This is a genomic window from Massilia sp. BHUDP2 (assembly GCF_046236355.1).
Taxonomy (GTDB): Bacteria; Pseudomonadota; Gammaproteobacteria; order Burkholderiales; family Burkholderiaceae_D; genus Telluria; species Telluria varians.
This window is the reverse complement of sequence record NZ_JBJUVW010000001.1, coordinates 1-25,410: the sequence shown is the minus strand read 5'-3', so window position 1 is coordinate 25,410 and position 25,410 is coordinate 1. Positions and strand designations below refer to the sequence as shown.

The 25,410-nt window shown below is 66.8% G+C and carries 19 protein-coding genes and 1 pseudogene; 7 read left to right on the top strand and 13 right to left on the bottom strand.

Features of this window, described 5'->3' with window-relative positions:
* Nucleotides 1-123: 123 nt before the first annotated feature.
* Nucleotides 124-1,212, top strand: a complete 1,089-nt coding sequence (locus ACK6C6_RS00100) for an alpha/beta fold hydrolase (protein ID WP_409265300.1) — start codon at nt 124-126, stop codon at nt 1,210-1,212.
* On the opposite strand, the gene ACK6C6_RS00095 is transcribed toward ACK6C6_RS00100, so the two are convergent.
* Nucleotides 1,193-1,840 (bottom strand): CatA-like O-acetyltransferase, encoded by a 648-nt coding sequence (locus tag ACK6C6_RS00095; RefSeq protein ID WP_409265299.1) that lies wholly within the window; start codon nt 1,838-1,840, stop codon nt 1,193-1,195. The two genes, ACK6C6_RS00100 and ACK6C6_RS00095, sit on opposite strands and share 20 nt — an antisense overlap.
* 4 nt (nt 1,841-1,844) lie before the next feature.
* Nucleotides 1,845-3,305 carry an APC family permease gene (locus tag ACK6C6_RS00090; protein ID WP_409265298.1) on the bottom strand — a complete coding sequence of 487 codons (1,461 nt, stop codon included), beginning with the start codon at nt 3,303-3,305 and terminating at the stop codon, nt 1,845-1,847.
* A 226-nt stretch (nt 3,306-3,531) separates the two neighbouring features.
* Between ACK6C6_RS00090 and hmpA the strand changes: the two genes are divergently transcribed.
* The gene (gene hmpA / locus ACK6C6_RS00085; RefSeq protein ID WP_409265297.1) at nt 3,532-4,719 is read left to right on the top strand and encodes an NO-inducible flavohemoprotein; all 1,188 of its coding nucleotides are present in this window, start codon (nt 3,532-3,534) and stop codon (nt 4,717-4,719) included.
* A 128-nt stretch (nt 4,720-4,847) separates the two neighbouring features.
* Here the strand turns inward: hmpA and ACK6C6_RS00080 are convergent, their stop codons facing one another.
* From ACK6C6_RS00080 to ACK6C6_RS00035, 10 genes are all read right to left on the bottom strand, one after another.
* Complete coding sequence (locus tag ACK6C6_RS00080) at nt 4,848-5,717, bottom strand: head GIN domain-containing protein (RefSeq protein WP_409265295.1); 870 nt, start codon at nt 5,715-5,717, stop codon at nt 4,848-4,850.
* Nucleotides 5,718-5,844: 127 nt separating this feature from the next.
* A complete protein-coding gene (locus ACK6C6_RS00075) occupies nt 5,845-6,957 on the bottom strand; it encodes an NADH:flavin oxidoreductase/NADH oxidase (protein WP_409265293.1) in 1,113 nt (370 codons plus the stop codon).
* A gap of 108 nt (nt 6,958-7,065) precedes the next feature.
* Nucleotides 7,066-8,055, bottom strand: coding sequence for a succinylglutamate desuccinylase (locus ACK6C6_RS00070; protein ID WP_409265292.1), 990 nt, complete (start codon nt 8,053-8,055; stop codon nt 7,066-7,068).
* A 16-nt stretch (nt 8,056-8,071) separates the two neighbouring features.
* A complete protein-coding gene (locus tag ACK6C6_RS00065) occupies nt 8,072-12,793 on the bottom strand; it encodes an NAD-glutamate dehydrogenase domain-containing protein (protein ID WP_409265290.1) in 4,722 nt (1,573 codons plus the stop codon).
* 120 nt (nt 12,794-12,913) lie between these two features.
* Nucleotides 12,914-14,257, bottom strand: coding sequence for an N-succinylarginine dihydrolase (gene astB, locus ACK6C6_RS00060; protein ID WP_409265289.1), 1,344 nt, complete (start codon nt 14,255-14,257; stop codon nt 12,914-12,916).
* 4 nt (nt 14,258-14,261) lie between these two features.
* Nucleotides 14,262-15,743 (bottom strand): succinylglutamate-semialdehyde dehydrogenase, encoded by a 1,482-nt coding sequence (gene astD, locus ACK6C6_RS00055; RefSeq protein ID WP_409265288.1) that lies wholly within the window; start codon nt 15,741-15,743, stop codon nt 14,262-14,264.
* The gene (gene astA, locus ACK6C6_RS00050) at nt 15,736-16,770 is read right to left on the bottom strand and encodes an arginine N-succinyltransferase (protein ID WP_209587078.1); all 1,035 of its coding nucleotides are present in this window, start codon (nt 16,768-16,770) and stop codon (nt 15,736-15,738) included. Before astA ends, astD begins: the two co-directional genes overlap by 8 nt.
* Nucleotides 16,771-16,781: 11 nt before the next feature.
* Entirely contained in the window at nt 16,782-17,822 is a 1,041-nt protein-coding gene (locus ACK6C6_RS00045; protein ID WP_036212825.1) for an arginine N-succinyltransferase, read from the bottom strand.
* A 75-nt stretch (nt 17,823-17,897) separates the two neighbouring features.
* Nucleotides 17,898-19,139 (bottom strand): acetylornithine/succinyldiaminopimelate transaminase, encoded by a 1,242-nt coding sequence (locus ACK6C6_RS00040; RefSeq protein ID WP_409265287.1) that lies wholly within the window; start codon nt 19,137-19,139, stop codon nt 17,898-17,900.
* A gap of 150 nt (nt 19,140-19,289) precedes the next feature.
* Nucleotides 19,290-20,228, bottom strand: coding sequence for a GlxA family transcriptional regulator (locus tag ACK6C6_RS00035; RefSeq protein WP_051996700.1), 939 nt, complete (start codon nt 20,226-20,228; stop codon nt 19,290-19,292).
* A gap of 173 nt (nt 20,229-20,401) precedes the next feature.
* Between ACK6C6_RS00035 and ACK6C6_RS00030 the strand changes: the two genes are divergently transcribed.
* From ACK6C6_RS00030 to ACK6C6_RS00010, 5 genes are all read left to right on the top strand, one after another.
* Nucleotides 20,402-20,824, top strand: coding sequence for a MarR family winged helix-turn-helix transcriptional regulator (locus tag ACK6C6_RS00030; RefSeq protein ID WP_229445950.1), 423 nt, complete (start codon nt 20,402-20,404; stop codon nt 20,822-20,824).
* Complete coding sequence (locus tag ACK6C6_RS00025) at nt 20,821-21,102, top strand: hypothetical protein (protein WP_409265286.1); 282 nt, start codon at nt 20,821-20,823, stop codon at nt 21,100-21,102. Before ACK6C6_RS00030 ends, ACK6C6_RS00025 begins: the two co-directional genes overlap by 4 nt.
* Before the next feature lie 76 nt (nt 21,103-21,178).
* Complete coding sequence (locus ACK6C6_RS00020; protein ID WP_209587075.1) at nt 21,179-22,024, top strand: HDOD domain-containing protein; 846 nt, start codon at nt 21,179-21,181, stop codon at nt 22,022-22,024.
* Between the two features lie 150 nt (nt 22,025-22,174).
* Nucleotides 22,175-24,517 (top strand): family 43 glycosylhydrolase, encoded by a 2,343-nt coding sequence (locus tag ACK6C6_RS00015; protein WP_409265285.1) that lies wholly within the window; start codon nt 22,175-22,177, stop codon nt 24,515-24,517.
* 25 nt (nt 24,518-24,542) lie between these two features.
* Entirely contained in the window at nt 24,543-25,097 is a 555-nt protein-coding gene (locus tag ACK6C6_RS00010; RefSeq protein WP_409265283.1) for a PEP-CTERM sorting domain-containing protein, read from the top strand.
* Nucleotides 25,098-25,127: 30 nt separating this feature from the next.
* Here ACK6C6_RS00010 and ACK6C6_RS00005 read toward each other — a convergent pair.
* Nucleotides 25,128-25,410 (bottom strand): annotated as a pseudogene (locus ACK6C6_RS00005) (IS1595 family transposase); the annotation flags it as partial.

The window sequence follows — 25,410 nt, the reverse complement described above, 5'->3', positions numbered from 1 at the left end:
CGCGCTCGCAAGACCGCGTGGCTTTTTTCGTTTCATACCGCCGTTCGTGCACTTCGTCACACATCAGTTGTAGGCATACAAGCCCGGCGCTATGCTCCATTTTTTTACAGTGAAAGGAACGGCATGAAAAAGACCTGGCTGCTCTGCGGCGCACTGTTTGCGCTGGCCTGCTCCGCCGCGACGGCGCAGGAAACGCCTGATCCGTACGCGAAGGCGCGCACCATCATCGAGGACCTGAGCCGCATCAGTGCCCCCACCGGCGTGCAGGAGTCGTACAAGACCCGCATCGGCGGCATCGACCAGTGGCTCAGCGTGCGTGGCCAGGACCGCGACAATCCGATGATCCTGTTCGTGCACGGCGGCCCGGCCTCGCCGGTGACGCCGACCATGTGGCAGTTCCAGCGCCCGATCGAGGAATATTTTACGGTCGTAAACTGGGACCAGCGCGGCGCAGGCAAGAGCTATGGCGAAGCCGATCCCGACAAGGTCGGCGAAACGATCCGCATCGAGCGCTATGTCGACGATGCGATCGAAGTGGCGGAACACCTCAAGGCGCGCTACGGCAAGCGCAAGCTGGTCCTGATGGGCCATAGCTGGGGAACGATCGTCGGCATGCGCGCGGCGCTCAAGCGCCCCGACCTGTTCCACGCCTACGTCGGCATCGGCCAGGTGCTGAACGTGCGCGAGAACGAACGCATCAGTTTCGAATACGGCTACGAGCGCGCCAAGCGTGAGAACAACGAGCAGGCGATCAAGGAGATGGCCACGATCGCGCCCTACCCCGGCGACCGGCCGATCACGCGCGAGCGCATCGTCGTCGCCCGCAAATGGCCGCAGCACTACGGCGGCCTGTCCGCCTTCCGCAGCGAGTCCGGCTACTTCCACCGCGGCCCGCTGCTCTCGCCGGAATACACGCCGGCGCAGGTGAAGGACATCGACAAGGGCAGCATGCTGACCTTGGGCCGGGTTCTGCCGGAATTCCTCGAAGTCGATTTCTCAAGCGTGAAGCGTTTCCCGATCCCGGTCGTGATGTTCCTGGGCCGGCACGACTACACGACGCCGGCCGCGCCGACGATCGATTGGATGAACAAGGTGGACGCCCCCCACAAGCGCATCGTCTGGTTCGAGCGCTCGGCCCACATGGTTCCGTGGGAAGAGCCGGGCAAGCTTCTCGTCAGCCTGCTCGAGGTCGTCAAGCCGCTGGCGAAATGATCGCCTCCAGCTCGCCGGCAATCTGCTGCGCAAGCTGGTGGATGTGAAAGCCGTCGACGAATCCGTGGTGGGCCTGCACCGAGAACGGCAGCTCCAGGCGGCCGCCCGGCGCGTCGCGGAACTTGCCCCAGGCGAGCGAGGGAATGTCCGGATGCGCCAGCGAGGCGCTGGGGTGCTGGATGGAGGTGAAGGCCAGCCAGGGAATGCAGGTGATGAAGACCTGCTCCTTTGCTTCGCGCGGGCCGAGGCTGCGGTAGGCTTCGTTCAGTTCCGTCATCGCCGAGGCTTGTTCGCGCGCCGCAATGCCGCGCGCCACGAATTCGCGCAGGTCGTCGCTCCAATCGAACAGGGCGAAATTCAGGTCCTGGTGCTGGTTGATCACGGTGAAGGACGGCCGCAGGCGCTCGATCCGGAATACCTCGCCGTCCAGCAGGCGGTAGCGGAAGTTCTCCACCTTGAGCACTGCGCGCAGCACCGCGCACAGCAGCACGTGGAAGGGGGCCAGGCCCTGTTCCTTGCACCAGGGCCGGAAATCCGGCAGCTCGAGCGGGAAGCAGATGTTGACCGCGGCGCTGTCCATCGCATTGAACAGCGCGAAGCGGTCGCGCCGCCGTTCGAACGCCTCCATTTTTCTACCCCTTGTTCAGGCGGCTGTGGCGCACGCTGTACAGGAAGTAGGTGGCCACGGCCACGCCCATCCAGATGAAGAACACGCGGAAGGTGGCCGGCGACAGGTCCTTCATGATGTACAGGCAGGCGCATACCGACAGGCCCGGGATCACGTAGGGACCAAAGGGCACGCGGAAATGGCCCGGCTCGCCGGGGCCCTGCTTGGCGCGGATCACCGGCACGGCGATCGACACCACGATGAAGGCGGTCAGGGTGCCCATGCTCACCATGTCCCACAGGAAGGTGGCGTCGACCAGGCCGGCTACCGCGCCCACCACCAAGCAGACGATGATGGTGTTGGCGGTCGGGGCCAGGGTGCGCTTGTTCACCTTCTGGAAGGTCTTCGGGATCAGGCCGTCGCGGCTGATCGCATACAGGATGCGGGTCTGGCCGTAGATCGTCACCAGGGTTACCGAGAACACCGACACCACGGCGCCGGCCGACAGCACCAGCGCCGGCCAGGCCTGGCCGGTGACGTTCTGCAAGATCACCGACAGGCCGGCTTCCTGGCCTGCGAACATGCGGGCGGGCTGGGCGCCCATCGCGGCCACCGCCACCAGCAGGTAGAACACGGTCACGATCAGGAGCGCGGACAGGATCCCGATCGGCACGTTGCGGCGCGGGTTGTTCACTTCCTCGCCGGCGGTGGCGATGGTGTCCAGGCCGATGAAGGAGAAGAACACGGTGCCGGCGGCCGCGGTCACGCCGGCCATGCCCACGAAGCCGCTGTCGGGGTCGGGGCTGAAGAAAGGCGTGAAGTTGGCGGAATCGAAACCGGTGAAGGCGATCACGGCGAAGAAGATCAGGATGGCCAGCTTGACCAGCACCATGATGGAATTGGTGGTCGCCGATTCCTTGGTGCCGCGGATCAGCAAAATGCAGCACATCGCCACCAGGATCATCGGCGGCAGGTTGAAGTTGCCCGGGCTGAAGTGGACGTTGTGGTGGTCGGACACGAACATCGGCGAGCGCAGGTGGGCCGGGATCTCCCATCCGAAGGCATTCGACAGGAAGTTGTTCAGGTAATCCGACCAGCCGATCGCCACCGCGCTTCCCGCCAGGCCGTATTCAAGCAGCAGGCAGGCCGCCACGATGAAGGCGGCGAACTCGCCCACGGTGGCATAGGCGAAGGAATACGAGGAACCGGCGGCGGGCACGCGGCCGGCCAGTTCGGCGTAGCACAGCGCGGTCAGGCCGGCGGTGACGGCGGCGAGCAGAAAGGACAGGATCACGGCCGGACCGGCCTTCGGCACCGCCTCGACCATCGTGAAGAAGATGCCGGTGCCGATGGTGGCGCCGACGCCGATCATGGTCAGCGGGAACAGGCCGAGCGATCGCTGGAGGCCGCCGCCGCTGCTCTCTTCGTCATGCTGACGTTCGGCTGTTTTGGTGCGGATCAGCTTTTGGCCAAGGGTCAGATTCACGGCGTGTCCTTTGTGTGGAAGCTTCGGCGGCGCTCCGGTCAAGCGCTCATCTAAAAGCAGCGATTATATGGGTTTTGTGTTCTCGCAATAAAATTGTTTGCTCAAAGATGCATTTACTCAGCATCTTTTGCTAGAATGCTCCCGTCCGCACCGATTGCCCATCGCGTCCGGGGCAATTTTTTGGCCTTAAACATGCATAACTGATACATCTATCAAGGAACACATCATGATCTCGAGCGCTTCCCGTCCGTACATCGACGCTTCCGTCCCCGTCCTGCGCGACCACGGCCTGGCCATCACCACCACCTTCTACCGCAGCATGTTCGAGGCCCATCCGGAGCTGAAGAACCTGTTCAACATGGGCAACCAGGCCAGCGGCGTGCAGCAGCAATCGCTGGCCTCGGCGGTGTTCGCCTACGCCGCCAACATCGGCAACGCCGCGGCGCTCGGCCCGGTGGTGAGCCGCATCGTGCACAAGCACGCCGCGGTTGGCATCCGTGCCGACCATTACCCGATCGTCGGCCACCACCTGCTCGGCGCCATCAAGACCGTGCTGGGCGATGCCGCCACCGAGCCGCTGCTCAAGGCCTGGGAAGAGGCCTACACCTCGCTGGCGCGCCTGTTGATCGATGCGGAAGCGAAGATGTACGAGGAAGCCGGCGTGCAGCCGGGCGAGACGCGCGCGATGCGCGTAACGGAAGTGGTGCGCGAGAGCGACAACGTGGTGTCGATCCGCTTCGTCCCGGCGGACGGCGGCGCCCTGCCGCCCTTCAAGGCCGGCCAGTACCTGAGCGTGGCGGTCGATTTCAGCGACGGCCGCCGCCAGCTGCGCCAGTACAGCCTGTCGGACGCGCCGGGCAAGGACAGCCTGCGCATCTCGGTCAAGCGCGAGGATGGCGGCGCCGCACCAAGAGGTGAAGTGTCGACCTGGCTGCACGACAACGTGAACGTGGGCGACGTGCTGCACGTGATCCACCCCTTCGGCGACTTCCTGCCGGATACCGAATCGAACGAACCCGTGGTGCTGCTCTCGGCCGGCGTCGGCATCACGCCGATGATCGCGGCGCTGAACCGCATCGCGACCGTGAACCCGGAGCGCCGCGTGATCTTCGCCCACGCCGCACGCAACGCGGCGCACCACCCGCACCAGGCGGACATCGCCGCCGCCAAGGCGCGCATGCCGCACCTGCACGTAGTGACCTTCTACGAAGAGGAAGAGGCAAGCGCCGCCCTCAAGGGCAAGATGGAACTGGCGCGCCTGCCCTCGTGGCCGCGCGGCGAGACCGATGTCTACATGTGCGGCCCGCTGCCCTTCATGCAGGCGCAGTGGAATGCCCTGCTGGCGGCAGGCGCGCCGGCGAGCCGCTTGCACCGCGAGGTGTTCGGGCCGGACCTGCTCGATAATTTGCTCTAAGCGAGGCCTTGCTTTACGTAGGGTGGGCGGGTCTCCCGCCCACGCGTTCAACTGCCGCCAGCACGGCCGCGATAGATCCGGTTGCACGTATCACCGCGTGGGCGGCAGAGCCGCCCACCCTACAAATATTAATCAAGCAGATGCACGTTACGACCCGTGACACTGCGCTGCGCCGGATGCCCATACACCCGGATCCCGCCCGAGCCGCCGCCATGCGCCACCAGCGACTGCTTGACGGTGGCGCGAATCCCGCCCGAACCGTCGGCCGCCAGGTCGGCGTCCTGCGTCGACAGCGCGGCCAGGTCCACGTTGCCCGAGCCTGCGACACGGGCATTCAGCGAACGCACCGCGCCGCCGGCCTGCAGCACGCCCGAACCGGCCACGCTGGCGCGCACGTAGTCGCCGCGGATCTCGCCGACGTTCATGCGACCCGAACCCGCCAGGCTCAGGTCGGCGCTGGCGCTGCGCAGTTGGCCCGCATCGAGGACGCCCGAGCCGCTCACGCGCGCATGCAGGCTGTCGACCTTGCCGGACAGGGCTACCGTCCCGGAACCGCTCTTGCGCACCTCCAGCGGCGCGCCGTTCAGGTCGCGCACGACGACCTGGCCGGAACCGCCGGCACGCACCTCGGTCAGGCGCAGCGTGGTGTAGACGATGCGCACCGGCGTCCTGCTGCGCAGCTGGCGCTCGTTGGAGATCTTCAGGGTATTGCCCTGCGCCTCGGTGCGGATATAGGGCAGCAGGTTGCCGTCGGCTTCGACCAGCAGCGAAGGCGCCTGGCCGACCCGCACCTCGACCTGCATCGACCCGCTCACTTCCAGCACGCCGTGCGCCGCGACCTGGCGCTGGTCGCGCGCGGCGATGCCGTCGCCCTCGACCGCGTTGTCGCTGAACACCGTGCGCATGCGCACGTCGCCGTCGTTCGGCGACACGATGATGGCGCAGCCGCTCAGGGAAGCGACAGCCGCGGCGATGGTGGCAAGGGCGATGAGACGCATGGCGAAAATCCTCTGTGGTTGTTAACTGGTGCGACTTTAACAATCACCTCGCCTGCCCGCCTGCCCCGTGCGACAGGCTGCAAGAAACGATAGCTGAGCTGCGGCTGCGCGCCGCCAGCCGCCCGCGTCAGCCCACGCGCATGCTGCCGAACAGTTCCTTGTATTCACGCGGCTGCGAGCGCCAGTACTGGGGCGGCGCGAACACCTGCTCGCCCAGCTGGGCCGCCGCATGCCAGGGCCAGCGCGGGTCGTACAGCATGGCGCGCGCCAGGCCGATGAGGTCGGCCTGGCCCTGCTGCAGGATGCTTTCCGCATGCTGCGCCTCCGTAATCAATCCCACGCCGATGGTCGGCATGCCGGTCTCCTCCTTGATGCGCTGCGCGAACCCGACCTGGTAGCCCGGCCCCACCGCGATCTTCTGCTGCGGCGACAGACCGCCGGTCGAGACGTGGATGAAGTCGCAGCCGCGTTCTTTCAGCTCGCGGGCGAAACGCAGGCTCTGCTCGATCTCCCAGCCGCCCTCGACCCAGTCGGTGGCCGAGATGCGCACGCCCACTGCCATCTCCCGCGGAACCGCGGCGCGCACCGCGTCGAAGACCTCGAGCGGAAAGCGCATGCGGTTTTCCAGGGAGCCGCCGTAGTCGTCCTCGCGCAGGTTCGACAGCGGCGACAGGAACTGGTGCATCAGGTAGCCGTGGGCCGCATGCAGCTCGATGCCGTCCAGGCCCAGGGCAGCTGCGCGGCGCGCGCTGGCGACGAAGGCTTCCTTGACACGCACCAAGCCCTCGGCATCGAGCGCAAGGGGTGGCGCCTCGCCTTCCGCGTGCGGGATGCTTGAGGGCGCAAGGGTCTGCCAGCCGCGCGGCTGGCCCGGCGCGATCTGGGCGCCGCCTTCCCATGGCACCTTGGTCGAGGCCTTGCGGCCGGCGTGGGCCAGCTGGATGGCGATCTTGATGGGGGAATGCCGGCGCATCGCACGGATCACGGGCGCCAGCGCTTCCTGGTGGGCGTCGGACCACAGGCCCAGGTCGTCCGGAGAGATGCGGCCCTCGGGCGTCACCGCCGTCGCTTCGATGATGAGCAGGCCGGCGCCGGACAGCGCCAGGCCGCCCAGGTGGATGGTATGCCAGTCGGTCGGCAGGCCGTCGACGGCCGAGTACTGGCACATCGGGGCGATCGCGATACGGTTCGGAAGTTGCAGGGGACCCAGGGTGACTGGGGAGAAAAGCATGCTGCTCATGAGGCCTCCGCTCGGGGCAAAGGCTTCAGTCTAGCGTCGTGGGATTTTTCGTGCTGCGAGCTTGCCGGAAGAAACAAGGGGGAGCAATGCTCCCCCTTGTTCGTCTGCTCAGCCGATACGCGTGACCATCAGCCCTGCGCGCAAGCCGACCCGCACATCCGGGTTCGGAAACACGACCAGCTCCTCGTCATGTTCCACGCGGTACACGGTCTCGCCATCGGTCGCGATCACCTCACCCTTCTTCATCGGCGTGAAGTTCCAGGTGTCGCGCCCCACCGACATGGTGAAGGCATCCGACAGCTTGATCACCTGGCGCGCCGTCGCGAACACGTGCGGCGCCGCCCTGGCGGCAAGGCCGGGCTGCCCGCGCAGCAGGCGATCCAGCGCGCTCGACGCATCGGCGAACTGCGACAAGTCGTTCTGCCCCAGCGTCCCGACCCGCCCCAGCTCCACTGTGCTGCCTGCGGCGCCATGGTGCTCGCTTGAATAGTAGCTGTAGGTGCCCACCGACTTCGGGTTCATGATGACGGCGCCGATCGCCGCCTGCCCCAGCCAGTCGATGAGCGCCTTGCGCGGCGCATCGGGAATGATCTCGGGCACGATCGCGAACATCGGATAGTGCGACGGCCGGATCGCCGTGTGCAGGTCGAGGTGCCAGCGCTGTGGCCCCGCACCTTCGAAGAAGGCGCAGGTGGCGGCGATGAGCGCATCGGCCCGCGTCGCTTCGAAGGCAGAAGCCAGCGACCCGCGATCCGCACGGAACATGCGGTTCAGGTCCGCGTCGATGAAACGCTTCCCTTGGGCGATGGCGTCGATGTTCCCGACGCACAGCATCAGGTCCACCGCCAGCTCGCGCGGGGTGCGCGACAAGGCTTCGATCAGCCAGGCCACCATCTCGATCGGCCCGGTCTCGTCGCCATGCACGCCCACCGACACCAGCACGCTCGCGCGTGCCGGGTCAGGCGTCGCCGCTTTCACCGTCAGGATGCCGGGCGCCGGCAGGCTAACCGCGAAGCCGGCGCCTGAAAAGCGCTGCGCGACCGAAGCGAAGTCCGCCTCGGCCAGTGCGCGCACCGCTTCCGGCAGCGCGGAACCCATGTTCGCGCTCATCCGCTTACGCAGCCAGACGGTCCGGGCTCGAACCTTCCGACAGCGCCCAGACGTCCAGCATGGCCTGCTCGAGCTCGACCGGCTGTGCGAAGCCGGTCAGGCCGCGCGCCTCGGTGACTTCCTTGACGGCCGCCAGCGGGTCGCCGCCCTGGCCGGTACGCTCGATCACCTGCAGCAGCAGGCGCTGCTGGGTGCGGCGCAGGGCCTGCATCGCGTAGTTGCGCAGCTGTTCCTGGGCCTTGCTCTGGGCCGGCAGCTTCAGGCCGCGCTCGAGCATGTCGATGCCGGCCTGCTGGCGCAGCGCCATGCCGACCTGCAGGAACTGGGCCAGGCTCATGCCGCCCGGACGCTGCACCGACACCGCCGCGAACAGGAAGGTAGCCAGCGACTCGATGGTCTCGACCGTCTTCCAGGCCGCGGTGAACGGCGCCGGCAGGCCGCTGTGGCCATCGGCTTCCGAACGGGCCGGGCTCAAGACGCGGAGCTGGTCAGCTTGGGCGAACAACGTCGACAGCTCGGCCATGCCGTCGGCGCCGGCCGGCAGCGAGAGCACGCCTTCGATCACGGCGCGCATCAGCGCACGGGTGCGCATGTCGACCGCCATCGAGACGTCACGCGGCACCTTCAGCGCATCGGCGTCGAGCGCGTCGAACACCGGCGCCAGGTGCAGCGCCGACCAGGCGCGTGCCCATGCCTTCACCACTTCGGTCTCGTCGACGCGGTGCTCGGCCGCCAGGTCGCGCAGCATCAGCGGACCGCAGCGGTTCACCGCTTCGTTGGCCAGCACGGTGGCCAGGATGGCGTTGGCCAGCGGGTGGTTCAGCGGGTTGCGGGTGGCGACCATTTGCGCCGGGAAGTATGGGCGCAGCAGCGATTCGGCCCACGACTCCTCGACCAGCGGCAGCGCCAGCAGGGTGCGCTTGAAGCGGTTCTTCACGTTGGCGATGACCACCGCCAGTTCCGGCGTGGTCAGGCCCAGGCCGAGGGCCTTGCGGCGGGCCAGCTCGGCGTCGGTCGGCAGCTGCTCCAGCTCGCGGTTGACGGCGCCTTCCGATTCCAGGTTGGTGATCAATGCCGCGTAGCCGTCCACCACGGAGGCGGTGGCTTGCGCCTGCGCTTCGCGGGTCAGCAGGTGGGTCTGCTGCTTGTTGTCGCGCAGGACCAGGTCTTCCACCGCGCCGGTCATCTCGTTCAGGATGCGGTTACGGTCGGCTTCCGGCAGCTCGCCGGCGTTGACTTCGGTGTCCAGCCAGATCTTGATGTTCACTTCGTGGTCCGAGCAGTCCACGCCCGCCGAGTTGTCGATCGCATCGGTGAAGATGCGGCCGCCGTTCAGGGCGAACTCGATACGGCCGGCCTGGGTCGCGCCCAGGTTGCCGCCCTCGCCCACCACCTTGCAGCGCATCTCGCCGCCGTTGACGCGGATGCGGTCGTTGGCGCGGTCCTTCACCTGGGCATGGGTCTCGTTCGAGGACTTGATGTAGGTGCCGATGCCGCCGTTGTAGAACAGGTCCACCGGCGCCAGCAGGATGCGGTGCATCAGCTCTTCAGGCGACAGCGAGCTTTCCTTGATGTCGAGGACGGCACGCACTTCCGGGCTCAGCTCGATCGAGCGCGCGGTGCGCGGGAACACGCCGCCGCCCTGCGAGATCAGGCTCTTGTCATAATCTTCCCACGAGGAGCGCGGCAGCGCGAACATGCGCTGGCGTTCCTTGAACGAGACTTCGGTATCCGGGTTCGGGTCCAGGAAGATGTGGCGGTGGTCGAAGGCCGCCACCAGCTTGAGCTGGCGCGACAGCAGCACGCCGTTGCCGAACACGTCGCCCGACATGTCGCCCACGCCGACCATGGTGACCGGGGTGGTGTTCATGTCGTGGCCCAGTTCGAAGAAGTGGCGCTTGACCGCTTCGAACGCGCCCTTGGCGGTGATGCCCATCTTCTTGTGGTCGTAGCCGTTCGAGCCGCCCGAGGCGAAGGCGTCGCCCAGCCAGAAGCCGCGCTTGACGGCGATGCTGTTGGCGATGTCCGAGAAGGTCGCGGTGCCCTTGTCGGCGGCCACCACCAGGTAGGGGTCGTCCTGGTCATGGCGCACGGTGTTGTCCGGTGGGACGATTTCGCCGCGCACGCGGTTGTCGGTCACTTCCAGCAGGCTGGAGATGAATTCGCGGTAGCAGGCTTCGCCCTCGGCGGCCACCACTTCACGCGGGGCGCCCTGCGGCATCTGCTTGCACACGAAGCCGCCCTTCGAGCCGGCCGGCACGATGACGGCGTTCTTCACCATCTGCGCCTTCACCAGGCCCAGCACTTCGGTGCGGTAGTCTTCCATGCGGTCCGACCAGCGCAGGCCGCCGCGGGCGACTGGGCCGCCGCGCAGGTGCACGCCTTCGAAGCGGCGCGAGAACACGTAGATCTCGCGGTACGGACGCGGTTCCGGCGCCAGCGCCAGGTTGCTGGTGTCGACCTTGAAGATCATCTTCTCGCCAGCGTTCTGGAAGTAGTTGGTGCGCATGGTGGCCAGGGCCAGGTCGACCAGGGCCGCCATGATTTCCTCGGTGTCGGCGTGGTTCACGGTCGACAGGCCGGCCTTCAGCGCGGCCAGCTTGGCGGTGCCGGCGGCGTGCTCGGCCTGGTCCAGCCTCGGATCGAAGCGCAGCAGGAAGGCGGTGACGAATTCCTTCACCAGGGCCGGCTGGGTGCGCAGGGTTTCGGCCATGTAGCGCACCGAGAACTTCGAGCCCAGCTGGCGCCAGTAGCTGATGTAGGCGCGCACCAGCTGCACTTCGCGCAGCGACAGGCCGCCTTCGATGGTCAGGCCGTTCATGCGGCCGTCTTCGGCGTCGTTGTTGAACAGCGCGGTGAACAGCTCCTCGGCCACCGGGATGATGCCCGGCTTGACCAGCTTGGCGCCGCTCTCGTCATCCACGGCCAGGGCGGTCACGTTGTGCACGGCGCCGTCGGCGGTCTTGAAGGTCCAGGTCTGCTCGCGGTCGACCGCGATGCCGGCGTTCTGCAGGGCCGGCAGGATGCGCGACAGCGAAGGCACGACCTCGCCCGAGTACAGGCGGATCGAGGCGTCGATGCCGTTGGCGGCGTCGCCCGGCTCCACGCGCACGGCGACGCGCTGGTTCTGGCCATCGGTCCGGCCGTTCTTCAGCAGGGCCTGCAGGTCGCGGAAGGCGGTTTCCGGCGCGGTGTTGGTGACGAAGCTGACCGGCAGGTTGGCGCCGAGCTTGCGCAGGCTGCTGCGCAGGCCGGCGTCTTCGATGGTGTTGGTGGCGGCGGCGAAGCGGTCATGCCAGCCGTCCAGCACCGCCAGCAGCGGCTGCTGGATGTCGGTTTCGAGGTCGAGCGGATAGCGGGCGGCATGCGCGATCAGGTAGACGCGGGCCAGCGGGCCGTCGGCCACCAGGGTCTGGACGCGCACGTCGCGGGCGCCCGAGCTGTCCTTCAGGGCCGAGGCCAGGCTGGCGGCGACGGCGGCGCTGTAGCGCTCGCGCGGCAGGTAGACCAGCACGTTCAGGTGGCGCGCATACACGTCGCGGCGCGCGAAGACCTTCGGGCGCGGCTGCTTGTACATCGACACGACCGAGGAGCACACCTGGGCCAGCCATTCTGGATCGGCTTCCAGCGCTTCGGTGCGCGGCAGCGACTCGAGGATCTCGACGAACTTCTCGGCGCGGAAGCCTTCCTGGCGCACGCCGGCGATCGACAGCACCTTGGCGACGCGGCCGCGCGCGAACGGCAGGCGCGCCAGCGGGGTCGAGGTGGCGGCGCGGGTGAACAGGCCGACGAAGCAGTGCTCGCCCAGGATCTTGCCCTGGGCGTCGGTGTTGCGCACGCCGATGAAGTCGAGCGGCTGGTCGCGGTGCAGGGTGCCCTCGACGTCGGCCTTGACGATCGACAGGGTGTCGGCGCGGCGGGACAGGGTTTCGAAGTCGCCCGGAATGTTGGCCAGGCAGGTGCCGTAGACTGGGTGGGCGGTGTCGGCCAGTACGCCGATGCGGCTCGGGATGTCGCGCTCGAGTTCGCGCGCGCCTTCCTTCACCACGTAATAGGCGTAGCCGAAAGGCTCGAAGCCTTCGTTCTTGGCCCACTCGAGGAAGGCGGCCACTTCCTGGCCTTCGGCGCTGCCGGCCTGCGCGGCTGCGGCGGCCACCGCGGTCATGCGGTCGGCCATCTTGACGGCGTCGCGGTGCACGGTGGCGGCATCGTTGGCCACCATGCGGATGCGCGCGGTCAGGGAATCCAGTTCGGAGAATTCGAGCTCGTCGCTCATCAGGATCAGGACGATCGACTCCAGCGGCGCGCCGGCTTCGCCGACGGCGCTCGCCTGGCCATTGGCGTCACGGCGCACCGGCAGCACGGCGTTCATCACGCCGCTGGCGGTCTGGCGCTCCTTGCGCAGGGCCATGACGAAGGAATCGACCAGGTAAGGCATGTCGTCATTCAGGATCAGCAGGGCAGTCGCCATGCCGCCACGGCCGTCGGAATAGCGCATCGTGGCGATCTGGCAGCCGGGGCCGCTACGCTGGGCCAGCTGCGAGAATCCTTCCCACAGCACCGGGGCCAGGCTTTCGGGCGCGGTGCCGGCCAGGTCTTCGTCGTCGAGCGATCCGAGCCAGGCGCTGATGAGCGCTCCTACCTGCGCATTGGCGCCGGCGGCGGACTGGTTCGCGTTGACCAGGTTGAGCGTCTGGCTGCGCAAATCTTGAGGCATGTCTTTCATGTTACTTCTCCAAAGTTTGTGTGCCCGGGTGCGCTCTTGCTTGTGGCTTCGCGCCACCCTGGCTTTATATGGACGGGGGTGTCCCGTCCGAATCCGTTATTAGAACATGGCCACCGGGCCTTACGACAGGTCGTACAGGCCCGGCAGGCCGAGGATGCGTTCCAGTTCCTCAAGCGCGGTGTTGCATTCGATCGCCAGCTGCGGGTCGGCCAGGTCCTTCGGCTCGACCCGGTCGCGGTAGTGCTTCTCGACCCAGGACGTCAGGAGCCCGTACAGGGTCTCGGTCATGACGACGCCGCCGTGCATGGCCTGCGCCTCGTCCTCGGTGAGGGCCACGCGCAGGCGCAGGCAGGCCGGTCCGCCGCCGTTGCGCATGCTCTGGCGCAGGTCGAATTCCAGCAGCTCGTCGATCGGGCCGCCGCTCGCGACCATCTCGGTGAGGTAACGCGCCACCGCTTCGTTCTCGCGGCATTCGTGCGGCACCACCAGGGCCATGCGGCCATCCTGTTTGGTGAGCAGCTGGCTGTTGAACAGGTAGCTGGCCACCGCATCGGCCACCGGCACCTGATTGCTTGCGACCCGCACCGGCACCAGGTCGGTGTCGACGCTGCCCAGGGCGCCGCGCAGCGCGTCCAGGGTAGCGGCTTCGTCGAAGAAGGCCTGCTCATGGTAGAACAGCACGTTGCCGTTGCCGACCGCGATCACGTCGTTGTGGAACACGCCCTGGTCGATCACGTCCGGGTTCTGCGAGGCGAACACGGTGCGCGCCGGGTCCAGTCCGTGCAGGCGGGCGACTGCCTGCGAGGCTTCCAGGGTCTGGCGTGCCGGGTATTTCTTGGGCGCCGGAGCGGCAGGATCGAATTCGGCGCGGCCGTAGACGAAGAACTCCACTCCGGCCGCGCCATGTGCGGCGGCGAAACGGGTATGGTTGGCAGCGCCTTCGTCGCCGAAGGCAGGGACCGGCGGCAGCGCATCGTGCACCACGAAGCGGCTCGAATCCCCAAAAATGGCGCGCAGGGTGCGCGTGGCCTGCAGGTACTCTTCCGAGCGGTGCAGCTTGTTGTTCAGGTTCGCCGGGGTGAAGTGCACGCGGCCGTCCGCGGTGTCGCTTGATGGGCTGACGGTGGCGGCATTGGCGGTCCACATCGGCGCGGCCGAGTAGGCGCAGGCCAGGATCACCGGCGCTTCGCGCCACGCGCGCGCCAGCACGTCGGCGTCGGTGCCGGAAAAGCCGATGCGGCGCAGCAGGCGGAAGTTCGGGCGCGCCTGCGGCGGCATCACCGCCTGGGCGAAGCCGCGCGCGGCCAGCTCGCGCATCTTGGCCAGGCCCTGCAGGGCGGCCTGGCGCGGGTTCGAGGCGCTACGCACGTTGCTGAACGAGGCCACGTTGCCGAACGAGAGGCCGGCGTAATTGTGGGACGGCCCGACCAGGCCGTCGAAATTGTATTCGCGAGCGATACGCATAGTCTTAGAAAGTCAGGCCGGGCGACAGCTTGGCCGGCATCTCGAGTTCCGCCGTCTCGATCGAGGCGACGGGGTAGGCGCAGTAATCGGCGGCATAGTAGGCGCTCGGGCGGTGGTTGCCCGACTTGCCGACGCCGCCGAACGGGGCAGAGCTGGCCGCGCCGGTGGTCGGGCGGTTCCAGTTGACGATGCCGGCCCTAGCGCGCACCGAGAAGCGCTTCCACAGTTCTTCCGATGGCGACAACAGGGCCGCGGCCAGGCCGTACTCCGTGGCGTTGGCCACGCGCAGGGCCTCGTCGAAGTCCTTCACGCGGATCACCTGCAGCAGCGGGCCAAACCACTCTTCGTCCGGGATGCCTTGCGCGTCGGTGGTGTCGACGATGCCGGCGGTGACGAAACCGGCCTTCGGGTCGAGCTGTTTCATCTGCAGCAGCACCTTGCCGCCTTTCGCGGCCATATCGGCCTGCGCCTCGACCAGGCGGGCAGCGACGGCGCTCGACACCACCGGACCCATGAAGGGCTGCGGGTCGGCGTTGGACGGCCCCACCTGCAGGGTCGCTGCGATTTTTACCAAACGGTCAAGAAATGCCTGGGCTTGCGACGTATCCTGGATGACCAGGCGGCGCGCGCAGGTGCAGCGCTGGCCGGCCGAGATAAAAGCCGACATCACGGTGTGGTGCACGGCCGCGTCGAGAAACTTCGGATCTTCCGGAATGTCCCACACCACCAGCGGATTGTTGCCGCCCATTTCCAGCGCCAGCATCTTGCCGGGCTTGCCGCCGAATTGCTTGTGCAGGGCGATGCCGGTCTGGCTGCTGCCGGTGAACAGGATGCCGTCGATGTCGGCATGCTGGCCGAGCGCCACGCCGGTGTCGCGGCCGCCGTTGACCAGGTTGAGCACGCCCTTCGGCAGGCCGGCCTGCTCCCACAGCTGCACGGTCTTCACCGCGGTGCGCGGCGCATATTCGCTCGGCTTGAACACCACGGTGTTCCCGGCGATCAGGGCCGGCACGATGTGGCCGTTCGGCAGGTGGCCCGGGAAGTTATACGGGCCATAGACCGCGAACACGCCGTGCGGGCGGTGGCGCAGCACGGCATTGCCGTCGGCGACCTTGGAAGCCGTTTCGCCAGTGCGCGCGCCATGGGACTGGACCGAGATGTCGATCTTGTTGGCCATGGTGGTCACTTCGGTGCGCGCTTCCCACAGCGGCTTGCCCACTTCCTCGGCGATGATCGCGGCCAGTTCTTCGCTGTGTTCCTTGAGCAGGTCGCGGAAGCGCGTGCAGACGGCGATGCGCTCTTCGAGCGGGGTGAGCGCCCAGGCTTCGAATGCCTTGCGTGCCGCTGCGGCCGCCTGCGCCACATCCTCGGCGCTGGAGGCATTGCTGGTCCAGGTCTGCTTGCCGGTCGACGGGTCGACGGTCGCCAGCTCGGGGCCACTGCCGGCGAGCCATTCGCCGCCGATGTAATTCGAGAGATTAGGCATTCGCGTTCTTCCTTGTGTTGAGGGGCAGCGTGCGGACTTCTTCGCCGGCCTGCACGTGCAGCTGCGACATCTCCTGCGCCGACAGCGCGATGCGGGCGGCGCCCGGCACGCCGCGGGTCAGGATCATGCGGAAATCGGTGAGCCTGGTGTTCGACACCAGCAGATGTTCGGTCTCTTCCTCGTGGACGCCTTCGACCGCCTCCGCCAGCACGCTGTCGCGCACCGCGCGCAGCTCGGACACGCGGCCCTGCAGCACCGGACCGGCATCGAAAATGTCGACGTAGCCTTCGTAGTGCATGCCCTCGTTCTCCAGGAGTTTTCTCGCCGGCTGGGTCGAGGTATGGACCTTGCCGATGACGTCGCGCGCCGACTCCGGCAGGTAGTCCACGTAGAGCGGCTGGCGCGGCATCAGCTCGGCGATGAAGGACTTCTTGCCGAGCGCGGTCAGGCCGTCGACGTGGTCGAAGTCCATCTTGAAGAAGTGGCGGCCCAGGCCCTCGTAGAAGGGCGATACGCCGTTCTCGTCCTGGTAGCCGCGCATCTCGGCGATGATCTTCTCGGTGAACAGCTGCTGGAACTGGGCGATGAACAGGAAGCGGCTTTTCGACAGCCACTTGCCGTTGAAGCCGGCGCGGTACTGGGGCAGCAGGAACAGCGAGCACAGCTCGGACGAGCCGGTCAGGTCGTTCGACAGGTACAGGGTCTCCATCCGCGTGAACACGTTCAGTTCGCGGCTGCAGTGCACCAGGGTGCCGATGCGGTAGTTATAGAAAGGTTCGGTGAGGCCGACCGCGCCCTTGATCGCGCACACGCCGGCGATGCTGCCATCCTCGGTATGCTCGAGCACGAACATGTAGTCGCGCTTTTCGGGCGGGATGCTTTCGTTGAACGAGGCCACCGCGGTCGCGACGCGGTCGCCCAGCATCTTGCGATCGGGTTTCAGCGTGGTCATGCCGCTGCCGGCCTGGCGCGCCATCTCGATCAGGGCGTCCAGGTCGTCGGTTTTCACTGCACGGATTACGAGCATCAATTCCCCTCTCAGATGCGCACGCAGGTGACGCTGTCGCCGGGCGACACGCCGAGCGCCTGCTGGGCGTCGCGCGACAGGCAGACCACCTGGCTGGATTCGGCCGGCGGGCAGGCGGTGATGACGGCGCGGAAGTTCTGTTCGCTGCTGGCCACCGCGTAGGTCACCAGTTCGTCGTGCCCGTTTGCGCTGCCGGCCGCGCGGCCGGCGCTCTCGACCTGGCGCACCTGCGAAGCGCAGAAGGAGCGCAGCGCGTTCCTGTGGGCCTGCAGGATCGGGCCGCCGTCGAAGATGTCGATGTACTCGTCGGCCTCGAAGCCTTCCTGCGTGAGCAGCTGGAAGGCCAGCTGGCCGCTCGGGTGGATCTGGCCAAGGGCAGCCTGGGCGTCGCCCGGCAGCAGCGGCACGTAGACCGGATAGTGCGGCATCAGCTCGACGATCAGGGTGCGGTTGCGGGCGCCGTCGATGACGCGCTCGGCCTCGAGGAAGTCCATCTTGAAGAACTTGCGGCCCAGCGCGTTCCAGAACGGCGACTGGCCCTCGGCGTCGGTGACGCCGGCCAGCGGCACGAAGAAGCGGTCGCCGAAGCGGTGCGGCGCCAGCACGGCATACAACAGGCGTGCGCGCGACAGCAGCGCGGCCTCGAAGCCGGCGCTGTCGCGGTTGCGGATGTAAAAACCCGAGAGGTGCGAGTAGGCCGTCAGTTCCGAGCACAGGGTCAGCGCGTGCACACTGTGGCTGATGTTCAGGTCGCGCGAGACCTGCTGGATCACGTCGTTGCGGAACGCGAAATAGGTGCCGTTCGAACCGGCCGAGGCGTGGATCGACGCGGTGCCGACCACGTCGCGCGTGCGCAGGTCTTCCAGCACGAACTGGTAGGACTCCTCGCTCGGGATGTCGACGTGCGCGGCGAACGAGGCGATGGAGCGCTCGACCGCCGCGACGATGGCTTCGCGCGTGCGCGGCAGCGTGTGCACGCCGGGGATCGTGACCCCAGCCATGGCCTCGAGGGCCCCGATATCCGCGCGTTCAACCGGTCGGACTACAAACATGCGAACTCCTGGAAGAGATCAAACAGCGAAGCCGGCGCACCCCGAAAAGCGCGCCGGCCGGATGCCTGCCGTGGATCAGCCTGCGATGAATGCCTCGACCGCTTCGCGCATGATGCGGTCGGCTTCCGCGATCTGCTCGTCCGACACCACCAGGGCCGGCGCCAGGCGCACCACGTCCGGGCCCGCGATCAGGAGCATCAGGCCCATTTTTTCGCAGATCTTGGTGTAGTCCTTGGAGCGGCCCTTGTAGTCGGCGGCCATCGGCAGGCCGATCAGGAGGCCCAGGCCGCGCGGCTTGCCGAACACCTGCGGGTAGTCGGCGGCCAGCTTCTCCAGGTTGGCGAAGATCTTGCCGCTGGCTTCACGCACGCGCGCCAGGAAGCCCGGGGTGTTGATGGTCTCGACGACCTTCAGGCCGACGGTGCCGGCCAGCGGGTTGCCGCCGTAGGTGGTGCCGTGCGAACCGACGTTGAGATGCATGCCGATTTCCTCGGTGGTGATCATGGCGCCGATCGGGTAGCCGTTGCCCAGGGCCTTGGCCGAGGTCAGGATGTCCGGGGTGACGCCGGTGTCCATGTAGGCATAGAAGGCGCCGGTGCGGCCGACGCCCGACTGCACTTCGTCGAACACCAGCAGCGCGCCGGTCTGGTCGCACAGCTCGCGCAGGGCCTTGAGGTAGGCGTGGTCGCCCGGGATCACGCCGCCCTCGCCCTGGATCGGCTCGACGATCACGGCGGCGACGTCGTCGGTGATGGCGGCGCGCGCGGCCTCGATGTCGTTGTACGGGATGTGGCTCAGTTCCGGCGGCAGCGGCTCGAAGCCTTCGGTGTACTTCGGCTGGCCGCCCACCGAGACGGTGAACAGGGTGCGGCCGTGGAAGGACGACAGGCAGGACACGATGCGCGACTTGTGCGGGCCGAACTTGGTGTGCGCGTACTTGCGGGCCAGCTTCAGGGCCGCTTCGTTGGCTTCGGCGCCCGAGTTGCAGAAGAAGGCGCGGTCGGCGAAGGTGGCTTCGACCAGGGCGCGGCCCAGACGCAGCACCGGCTCGTTGGTGTAGCCGTTACCCAGGTGCCAGACGGTATTGAGCTGCTCGGTCACGGCCGCGACCAGTTCCGGGTTGCAGTGGCCCAGGCTCGAGACGGCGATGCCCGAGGTGAAGTCCAGGTAACGCTTGCCTTCCTGGTCCCACACGTCCAGGCCCTTCGCACGCACCGGCACCATGGCGGCCGGGGCGTAGGTCGGGAGGAGGACTTCGTCGAAGGTCTGCCGGGTGACAGGCCGCGTGGTGACACCGGAGTCAAGGTTTGCGTTCATGGCTGCTTCCTCATGGATGATCGTTGTACGCGGACCGATTGCCGCGCAGGTTCAAGCCATTATAGAAAGCCACCCTGACAAGTTCTTGCAGAAGTGCGACAGGGATTTTCGTTTTTGGTCGGGGAAATATTACGTAATTACTAACAAAGCTTACTGTCCCAACTTCCTCTGCCGCTCTTCCCGCGGCGTATTCCCGAACAGCGCCCCGAAAGCCGTCGAAAAGTGCGAGCCCGACGAGAACCCGCACATCAGCCCCACCTGCACGATCGAGTAATTGGTTTCCAACAGCAGCTTGCGCGCCCGCTGCAGGCGCAGCTCGAGGTAGTAGCGCGAGGGCAGGCTGCCGAGGTATTGCTTGAACAGGCGTTCCAGCTGGCGCCGCGAGATGCCGGCCAGCTGCGCGATCTCGTCGGTGGACAGGGGCTCTTCGATGTTGGCTTCCATCAAGGCGACCGCCTCGGTCAGCTTCGGCTGCAGGGTGCCGAAACGGGCCTGCAGGGCCACCCGCTGGCGCTCGTCCTTGCCGCGCACCCGGTCCACGCACAGGATCTCCTTCACCTGGGCCTGCACGCCCGCGCCGAACAGCATCTCGACCAGGGTCAGGGCGAAATCGATGCTGGCCGCGCCGCCGCAGCAGGTCAGGCGGTTGCGGTCGAACTCGTACAGGTTGGGGGTGAACAGGGCCTGCTCGGCCAGCGCATTGGTGTCGGGATAGAGCGCCCAGGGCAAGGCGGTGCGCACGCCGTGCAGGGCGCCGGCATCGGCCAGCCACAGCACGCCGGCCCCCACGCCGCCCCAGAACGGCGCCGCGCGGCAGCGGTCGACCAGGGCGCGGCAGTTGGCCGGCCTCAGGGCGGCCTCGGCCTCGTCGGCCACCAGCAGCACCAGGTGCCAGTGGCGCTGCGAATCGCTGAACTTGTCGGGACTGCGCACGTCGACGTGCAGCAGCTCGGGGCCGAGCAGCTTGGCGGCCAGGCGCAGCGGCTGGACCAGGCCGGACCAGGTCAGCATGTCCGGCTCGCCGGCGTTCACCAGCAGCACGCGCAACGGACGTTCCTGTGCCAGGAGGGACAGGTCAGAAGGCTGCATCGGAACGGACGGGCGGTGTCATCAAGGGATAATGATACCGGAGATACCTCGACTGGGAGCAAGTGCCGTGGTCCGGCCCGTTCGATGCCGTTCCGGAAAAACGCCTGCGGCCAGCTATAATCCTGCCCATGGGGGAACGATATTTAAAGAGCGTCCGGCTGCTGGCCGAGTGCATGCAAGGCTTCGAGCGTTTTTCCGGCGAATCGGTGCGCCAGCACGGGTTGACGCACGCGCAGTTCGATATCATTGCCACGCTGGGCAACACGCCCGGCATGAGCTACAAGGAACTCGGCGAGCGCACCCTGATCACCAAGGGCACCCTCACCGGCGTGATCGAACGGCTGGAACAGAAAGGCCTGGTGCTGCGCGAACGCAGCAGCGACGACAAGCGCTCCTTCTTCGTGCGCCTCACGCCTGCCGGCGACGGCATATTCCGTGATGTGTTCCCAAGGGTAATCGCGCATGGCAAGCAGCTGTTTTCGAGCTATGGCGAAGCCGACTTCGACGCCCTGGAAAACGTCCTGCGCAAGCTGCGCGACCAGATCGCCGCCGGCAGTCTTCCTCCCCAACCACCACAAGCAAAGGAATTGCCTTGAAAACATCCCTGATCGAAGGCAAGAAGCCTGCCCATTTCGACAAGCACATCATCGGTAACATCCTGCTGGATGTCGCTCCCCTGGAAGAAGTCAAGCAGGAAGCCATGCTGATCGGCGTGCGCAACGAAGCCGGCGAGATCTACCGCCTCATCGGCGCAACCAAGCTCAACAGCTTCATGAATGCGAGTGAAGAACTGCTCGACATGGGTCTGGTCGATGAGCTGGAAGACCGTGAAGAACAGAAGGAAGGCTGCGACGCCATCTTCAGTGAATCTTGATGCAAATCAAACACTAGAATAATTCCACAGGGAAAGTTTTCCCAGCTGGACGGGGCGATGGGGGTATAATTTTTTGATGGACCGACTCTCCGCCCTCAAGAGCATCGCCGCCCAGGCCAGCCGCGGCGAACTCAGCTTTCCCACCAACGTCGATGCCACGCTCAAGCTGCAGCGTGCGCTGAACGAGCCCGACTGCCACACCGACATGGCGGCGCGCCTGGTGCAGGCCGAACCCCTGCTCGCCGCGCGCACCGTGGCGATCGCCAACTCGGTGGCCTACAACCGCGCCGGCCATGACGTCACCAATGTCCGCGCGGCCGTGCAGCGCGTGGGCTTTCGCACCCTGGGCGCACTGGCCGCCTCGGTCATCGTGCGCCAGCTGGCCAGCGAAATCGTCGATCCCGGCCTGCGCGCCAAGGCCGACGCCCTGTGGATCCATTCGGCCCACGTGGCCGCGCTGGCGCAGGTGATCGCGCGCCGCGTCTCCTTCGTCGATCCGGAAACCGCGATGTTCGCCGGTATCGTGCACGAGGTGGGCGGCTTCTACCTGCTCTCGCGCGCCGGCGAATTCCCCGGCCTGCTCGACGATTCCACCGGCGACAGCGCCGCGGAGTGGATCGAGCACGGCGAAGTGGCGATCGGCCGCGGCGTGCTGCTCAAGCTCGGCGTGCCGGTGCCCGTGATGGGCGCCATCGAGGCGCTGTGGAACGGCATGCGCGCGCTGCCGCCGGAAACCCTGGGCGACACCCTGCTGCTGGCCAAGGACCTGGCCCCCTTCCCCTCCCCGCTGCACATGCGTCCGGGCGCGACCACGCTCGACTCGGCCGCTACCATCGATTTCACCATCGGCGAAGGCACGCTGGCCCAGGTGCTGGCCGAATCGGCCGACGAAGTCAAGAGCCTGACCGCGGCCCTGCTGTAAGCCGGTCGCGCCAACACTTCCCTGCCGTACACGGCTGCCGATACCGATACGGGTATCGGCCGCCGCATTAATCTCATTAGTAAAAAGGCAAAGACTTCTTCAATCTTGCATGCGCCGGCATCACGCTACATAACGATCACGGAGACATGCATGAAGAACACCCTTTCGCTATGGGGGCTGGGGGCGCTATTGGCCTCGTCCCTGCTCGCCACGGATGCCGCCGCCCAGGCCGGATTCACCCCGATCACCTTCAAGAACGCTGCCGTCCACGATCCGTCGATCGTGAAGGCGGGCGACACCTGGTACGTCTTCGGTTCCCACCTCGCTGCCGCCAAGTCCACCGACCTGATGAACTGGCAGCAGGTCGCCAGCGGCGTCAGCGCCACCAATCCCCTGTTCCTGAACGGCACGGCGAACGTGTTCACCGAGCTGGCGGAAACCTTCAGCTGGGCGCAATCGGATACCTTGTGGGCGGCGGACGTCAGGCAGCTGGCGGACGGCAGGTTCTACATGTACTACAACGCCTGCAAGGGCGACTCGCCCCGTTCCGCCCTCGGCATTGCCGTGGCCGACCGCATCGAAGGCCCCTATGTCGACAAGGGCATCATCCTGCGCTCCGGCATGTGGGGGCAGGCCAGCCATGACGGCAGCATCTATGACGCGATGAAGCACCCGAATGCCGTCGATCCCCACGTGTTCACGGACAATGCGGGCCGGCTGTGGATGATCTACGGCTCGTATTCGGGCGGCATCTTCATCATGCAGATGAACCCGACCAACGGCATGCCCCTGCCGGGCCAGGGCTACGGCAAGCGCCTGATGGGCGGCAACCACAGCCGCATCGAGGGCGCCTTCGTGATGTACAGCCCGGCCACCTCCTACTACTACATGTTCACCTCGTTCGGCGGCCTCGACGCCAACGGCGGCTACAACATGCGCGTGGCGCGCTCGCTCAAGCCCGACGGCCCCTACCTGGACGCCCAGGGCAACGACATGGCCAATGTCCGCTCGGACCCGAGCAAGCCCCTGTTCGACGATGCCTCGATCGCGCCCTACGGCGTCAAGCTGATGGGGAACTTCCTGTTCGAGCGCAAGCTGGGCGAGCCGGGCACCGGCATCGGCACCGGCTACGTGTCGCCCGGCCACAACTCGGCCTACTACGATGCCGCGACCGGCAGGCATTTCCTGGTCTTCCATGCGCGCTTTCCGGAGCGCGGCGAACAGCACGAAGTCCGCGTCCACCAGATGTTCATGAATGCCGACGGCTGGCCGGTCGTCGCGCCCTACCGCTACGCCAAGGAGAATGCGACGGCGGTGCGGCGCGAGTTCGTGGTCGGCGACTACCTGCTCGTCAACCACGGCAAGGACATCTCCGCCACCGTCAAGAAGTCGCAGTCGGTCACGCTGGGCAGCGACGGCGCCGTGAGCGGCGCGGTAACGGGTACCTGGCTGCTCTCGGGCGCGAATGGCGTCGAGCTGCGCCTGGCCGGCTCGCCTTCGCCGTACAAGGGCGTCTTCCTGAGCCAGTGGGACGAGACCTCGAAAAGCTATGTCATGTCCCTGTCGGCCCTGTCGCGCGAAGGGGTCGCGGTGTTCGGCAGCCGCCTGATTCCGCGTACCGATGCGCAGGTGGTGAATGCCATCTACGCCGAGCTCAGCCTGGGCAACACGGCGGCCGTGAGCGCCAACCTGAACCTGCCGACCACGGCGACGCGCGGCGCGACCATCGCCTGGAGCTCGTCGCATCCCGCCGTCGTGAGCAACAGCGGCGTCGTCACCCCGGGCGCCACCGACCTCACCGTGACCCTGACTGCCCGCATCGGCAAGGGCACAGCCAGCGCCACCAAGCTATTTACGGTCACGGTGCGCAAGGCCGGCGGCCTGCTGGCGCATTACGCCTTCGACGGCAACCTGGCCGACACCAATGGCGCCGCGGCGCCCGGCGCCGTGGTCGGCGCCAGGCTCGACCTCGCCGGCGGCAGCATCGGCTATGAAGCAGGTGTGAGGGGCCAGGCCGCCGTCTTCAACGGCGCCAGCGGCATCCGCCTGCCGAACGGCCTGATCTCGACCAATGCCTACACGGTCGCGCTCTGGCTCAAGCCGGCGCAACTGACGGCCTTGAGCACCACCTTCTTCGGCGCCCGGACCAGCGACGCCTGGATCAGCTTCCTGCCGATGGGGCATGGCTTTGTGAACGGCGCGTCCATGCTGTGGTCGGGAACGGCCTGGTACGACGCCGGACTGGGCATGAACCTGCCGGTCGGCCGCTGGTCGCATGTGGCCTTCAGCGTCAGGAACGGCGCGGTCAATGTCTACGTCGATGGCATGAAGCGCTTCAGCGGCAGCAACTTCCCCAACGTGTTCACCACCGCGAGCGGCGTGTTCGCACTGGGCGTGAACTGGTGGGACGCGCCCTACAAGGGCGCGATGGACGAGCTGCGCATCTATGGCGCGGCCCTGAGCGATGCCGATATCGCGGCCCTGGCCCGCTGATCACCCAAGCATAAGGAATACGAGCATGAAACACACCATTTTCTCCCTGCTGCTCCTGCTGGCCTCGGCCGGCGCCTGCGCCGGCGTGATCGGCTTCGATGACCTGGCGGGCGATGAAAGCGCGCCGATCGCCAAGGGCTACGAGGGTTTCGACTGGGATAACCTGGGCGCGATCCGGGCCGATGCCTATCCCGGCAGCGGCTACGCCGCCGGCACGGTCTCGTTCGCGAACACCGCCTTCAACCGCGACGGCGGCGTCGCGGCGGTGTCGAAGGCAGGCGGATTCGACTTCGTCGGCGCCTTTTTCACCTCCGCCTGGCTCGAGCAGGAACTTGCCTTCGACGGCTGGCGCGATGGGCGGCTGGTCCATTCCACCGCCGTGTCCTATGTGATCGATACGGCCACGCCCTTGTGGATCGGGCTCGGATGGAAGGACATCGATACGCTTGTCATCTACAACAGCAGCGGCACGCAATGGGCCATGGATGACTTCACGGTGCCGGAACCGGCTTCGCTCGCCCTGTTCGGCACGGCCCTGGCCGGCCTGGCGATGGCGCGCCGGCGCAGGGTCAAAGCTTGAACGAAAACCGGCGCAAAAAAAATGGCGCTGTCACCGTTCGATGTTGGACGTGCCCAGCGCTATTCGCAACATCGCCTCCGCCGATCCGATACGACGTCCGTCGACCGCCCACTGCCAGCCGAGATAATTGGGCAGATAGGGTGAGGCCACGCCATTGAAGCGGGCAAGCCATTGGCGGAAGCGCCGGTGGTAGGCATTCACGTTCTGGACATGGACGGCGCCGCGCACGCGTTCGCCAGCCCGCAGGTTCACCGCTTCGTGCGAGATGGCGGCAGTTCGGGCGAACGCCTTGTAGGCCGGATGGGAATCGGTG

Coding starts and splice junctions, on each gene's coding strand:
- astD (WP_409265288.1), bottom strand. CDS start 15,743: ATGCCTAATCTCTCGAATTACATCGGCGGCGAATGGCTCGCCGGCAGT.
- ACK6C6_RS00095 (WP_409265299.1), bottom strand. CDS start 1,840: ATGGAGGCGTTCGAACGGCGGCGCGACCGCTTCGCGCTGTTCAATGCG.
- astA (WP_209587078.1), bottom strand. CDS start 16,770: ATGCTCGTAATCCGTGCAGTGAAAACCGACGACCTGGACGCCCTGATC.
- hmpA (WP_409265297.1), top strand. CDS start 3,532: ATGATCTCGAGCGCTTCCCGTCCGTACATCGACGCTTCCGTCCCCGTC.
- ACK6C6_RS00080 (WP_409265295.1), bottom strand. CDS start 5,717: ATGCGTCTCATCGCCCTTGCCACCATCGCCGCGGCTGTCGCTTCCCTG.
- ACK6C6_RS00045 (WP_036212825.1), bottom strand. CDS start 17,822: ATGTTTGTAGTCCGACCGGTTGAACGCGCGGATATCGGGGCCCTCGAG.
- ACK6C6_RS00010 (WP_409265283.1), top strand. CDS start 24,543: ATGAAACACACCATTTTCTCCCTGCTGCTCCTGCTGGCCTCGGCCGGC.
- ACK6C6_RS00015 (WP_409265285.1), top strand. CDS start 22,175: ATGAAGAACACCCTTTCGCTATGGGGGCTGGGGGCGCTATTGGCCTCG.
- ACK6C6_RS00075 (WP_409265293.1), bottom strand. CDS start 6,957: ATGAGCAGCATGCTTTTCTCCCCAGTCACCCTGGGTCCCCTGCAACTT.
- ACK6C6_RS00030 (WP_229445950.1), top strand. CDS start 20,402: ATGCAAGGCTTCGAGCGTTTTTCCGGCGAATCGGTGCGCCAGCACGGG.
- ACK6C6_RS00065 (WP_409265290.1), bottom strand. CDS start 12,793: ATGAAAGACATGCCTCAAGATTTGCGCAGCCAGACGCTCAACCTGGTC.
- ACK6C6_RS00070 (WP_409265292.1), bottom strand. CDS start 8,055: ATGGGTTCCGCGCTGCCGGAAGCGGTGCGCGCACTGGCCGAGGCGGAC.
- ACK6C6_RS00100 (WP_409265300.1), top strand. CDS start 124: ATGAAAAAGACCTGGCTGCTCTGCGGCGCACTGTTTGCGCTGGCCTGC.
- ACK6C6_RS00035 (WP_051996700.1), bottom strand. CDS start 20,228: ATGCAGCCTTCTGACCTGTCCCTCCTGGCACAGGAACGTCCGTTGCGC.
- ACK6C6_RS00020 (WP_209587075.1), top strand. CDS start 21,179: ATGGACCGACTCTCCGCCCTCAAGAGCATCGCCGCCCAGGCCAGCCGC.
- astB (WP_409265289.1), bottom strand. CDS start 14,257: ATGCGTATCGCTCGCGAATACAATTTCGACGGCCTGGTCGGGCCGTCC.
- ACK6C6_RS00040 (WP_409265287.1), bottom strand. CDS start 19,139: ATGAACGCAAACCTTGACTCCGGTGTCACCACGCGGCCTGTCACCCGG.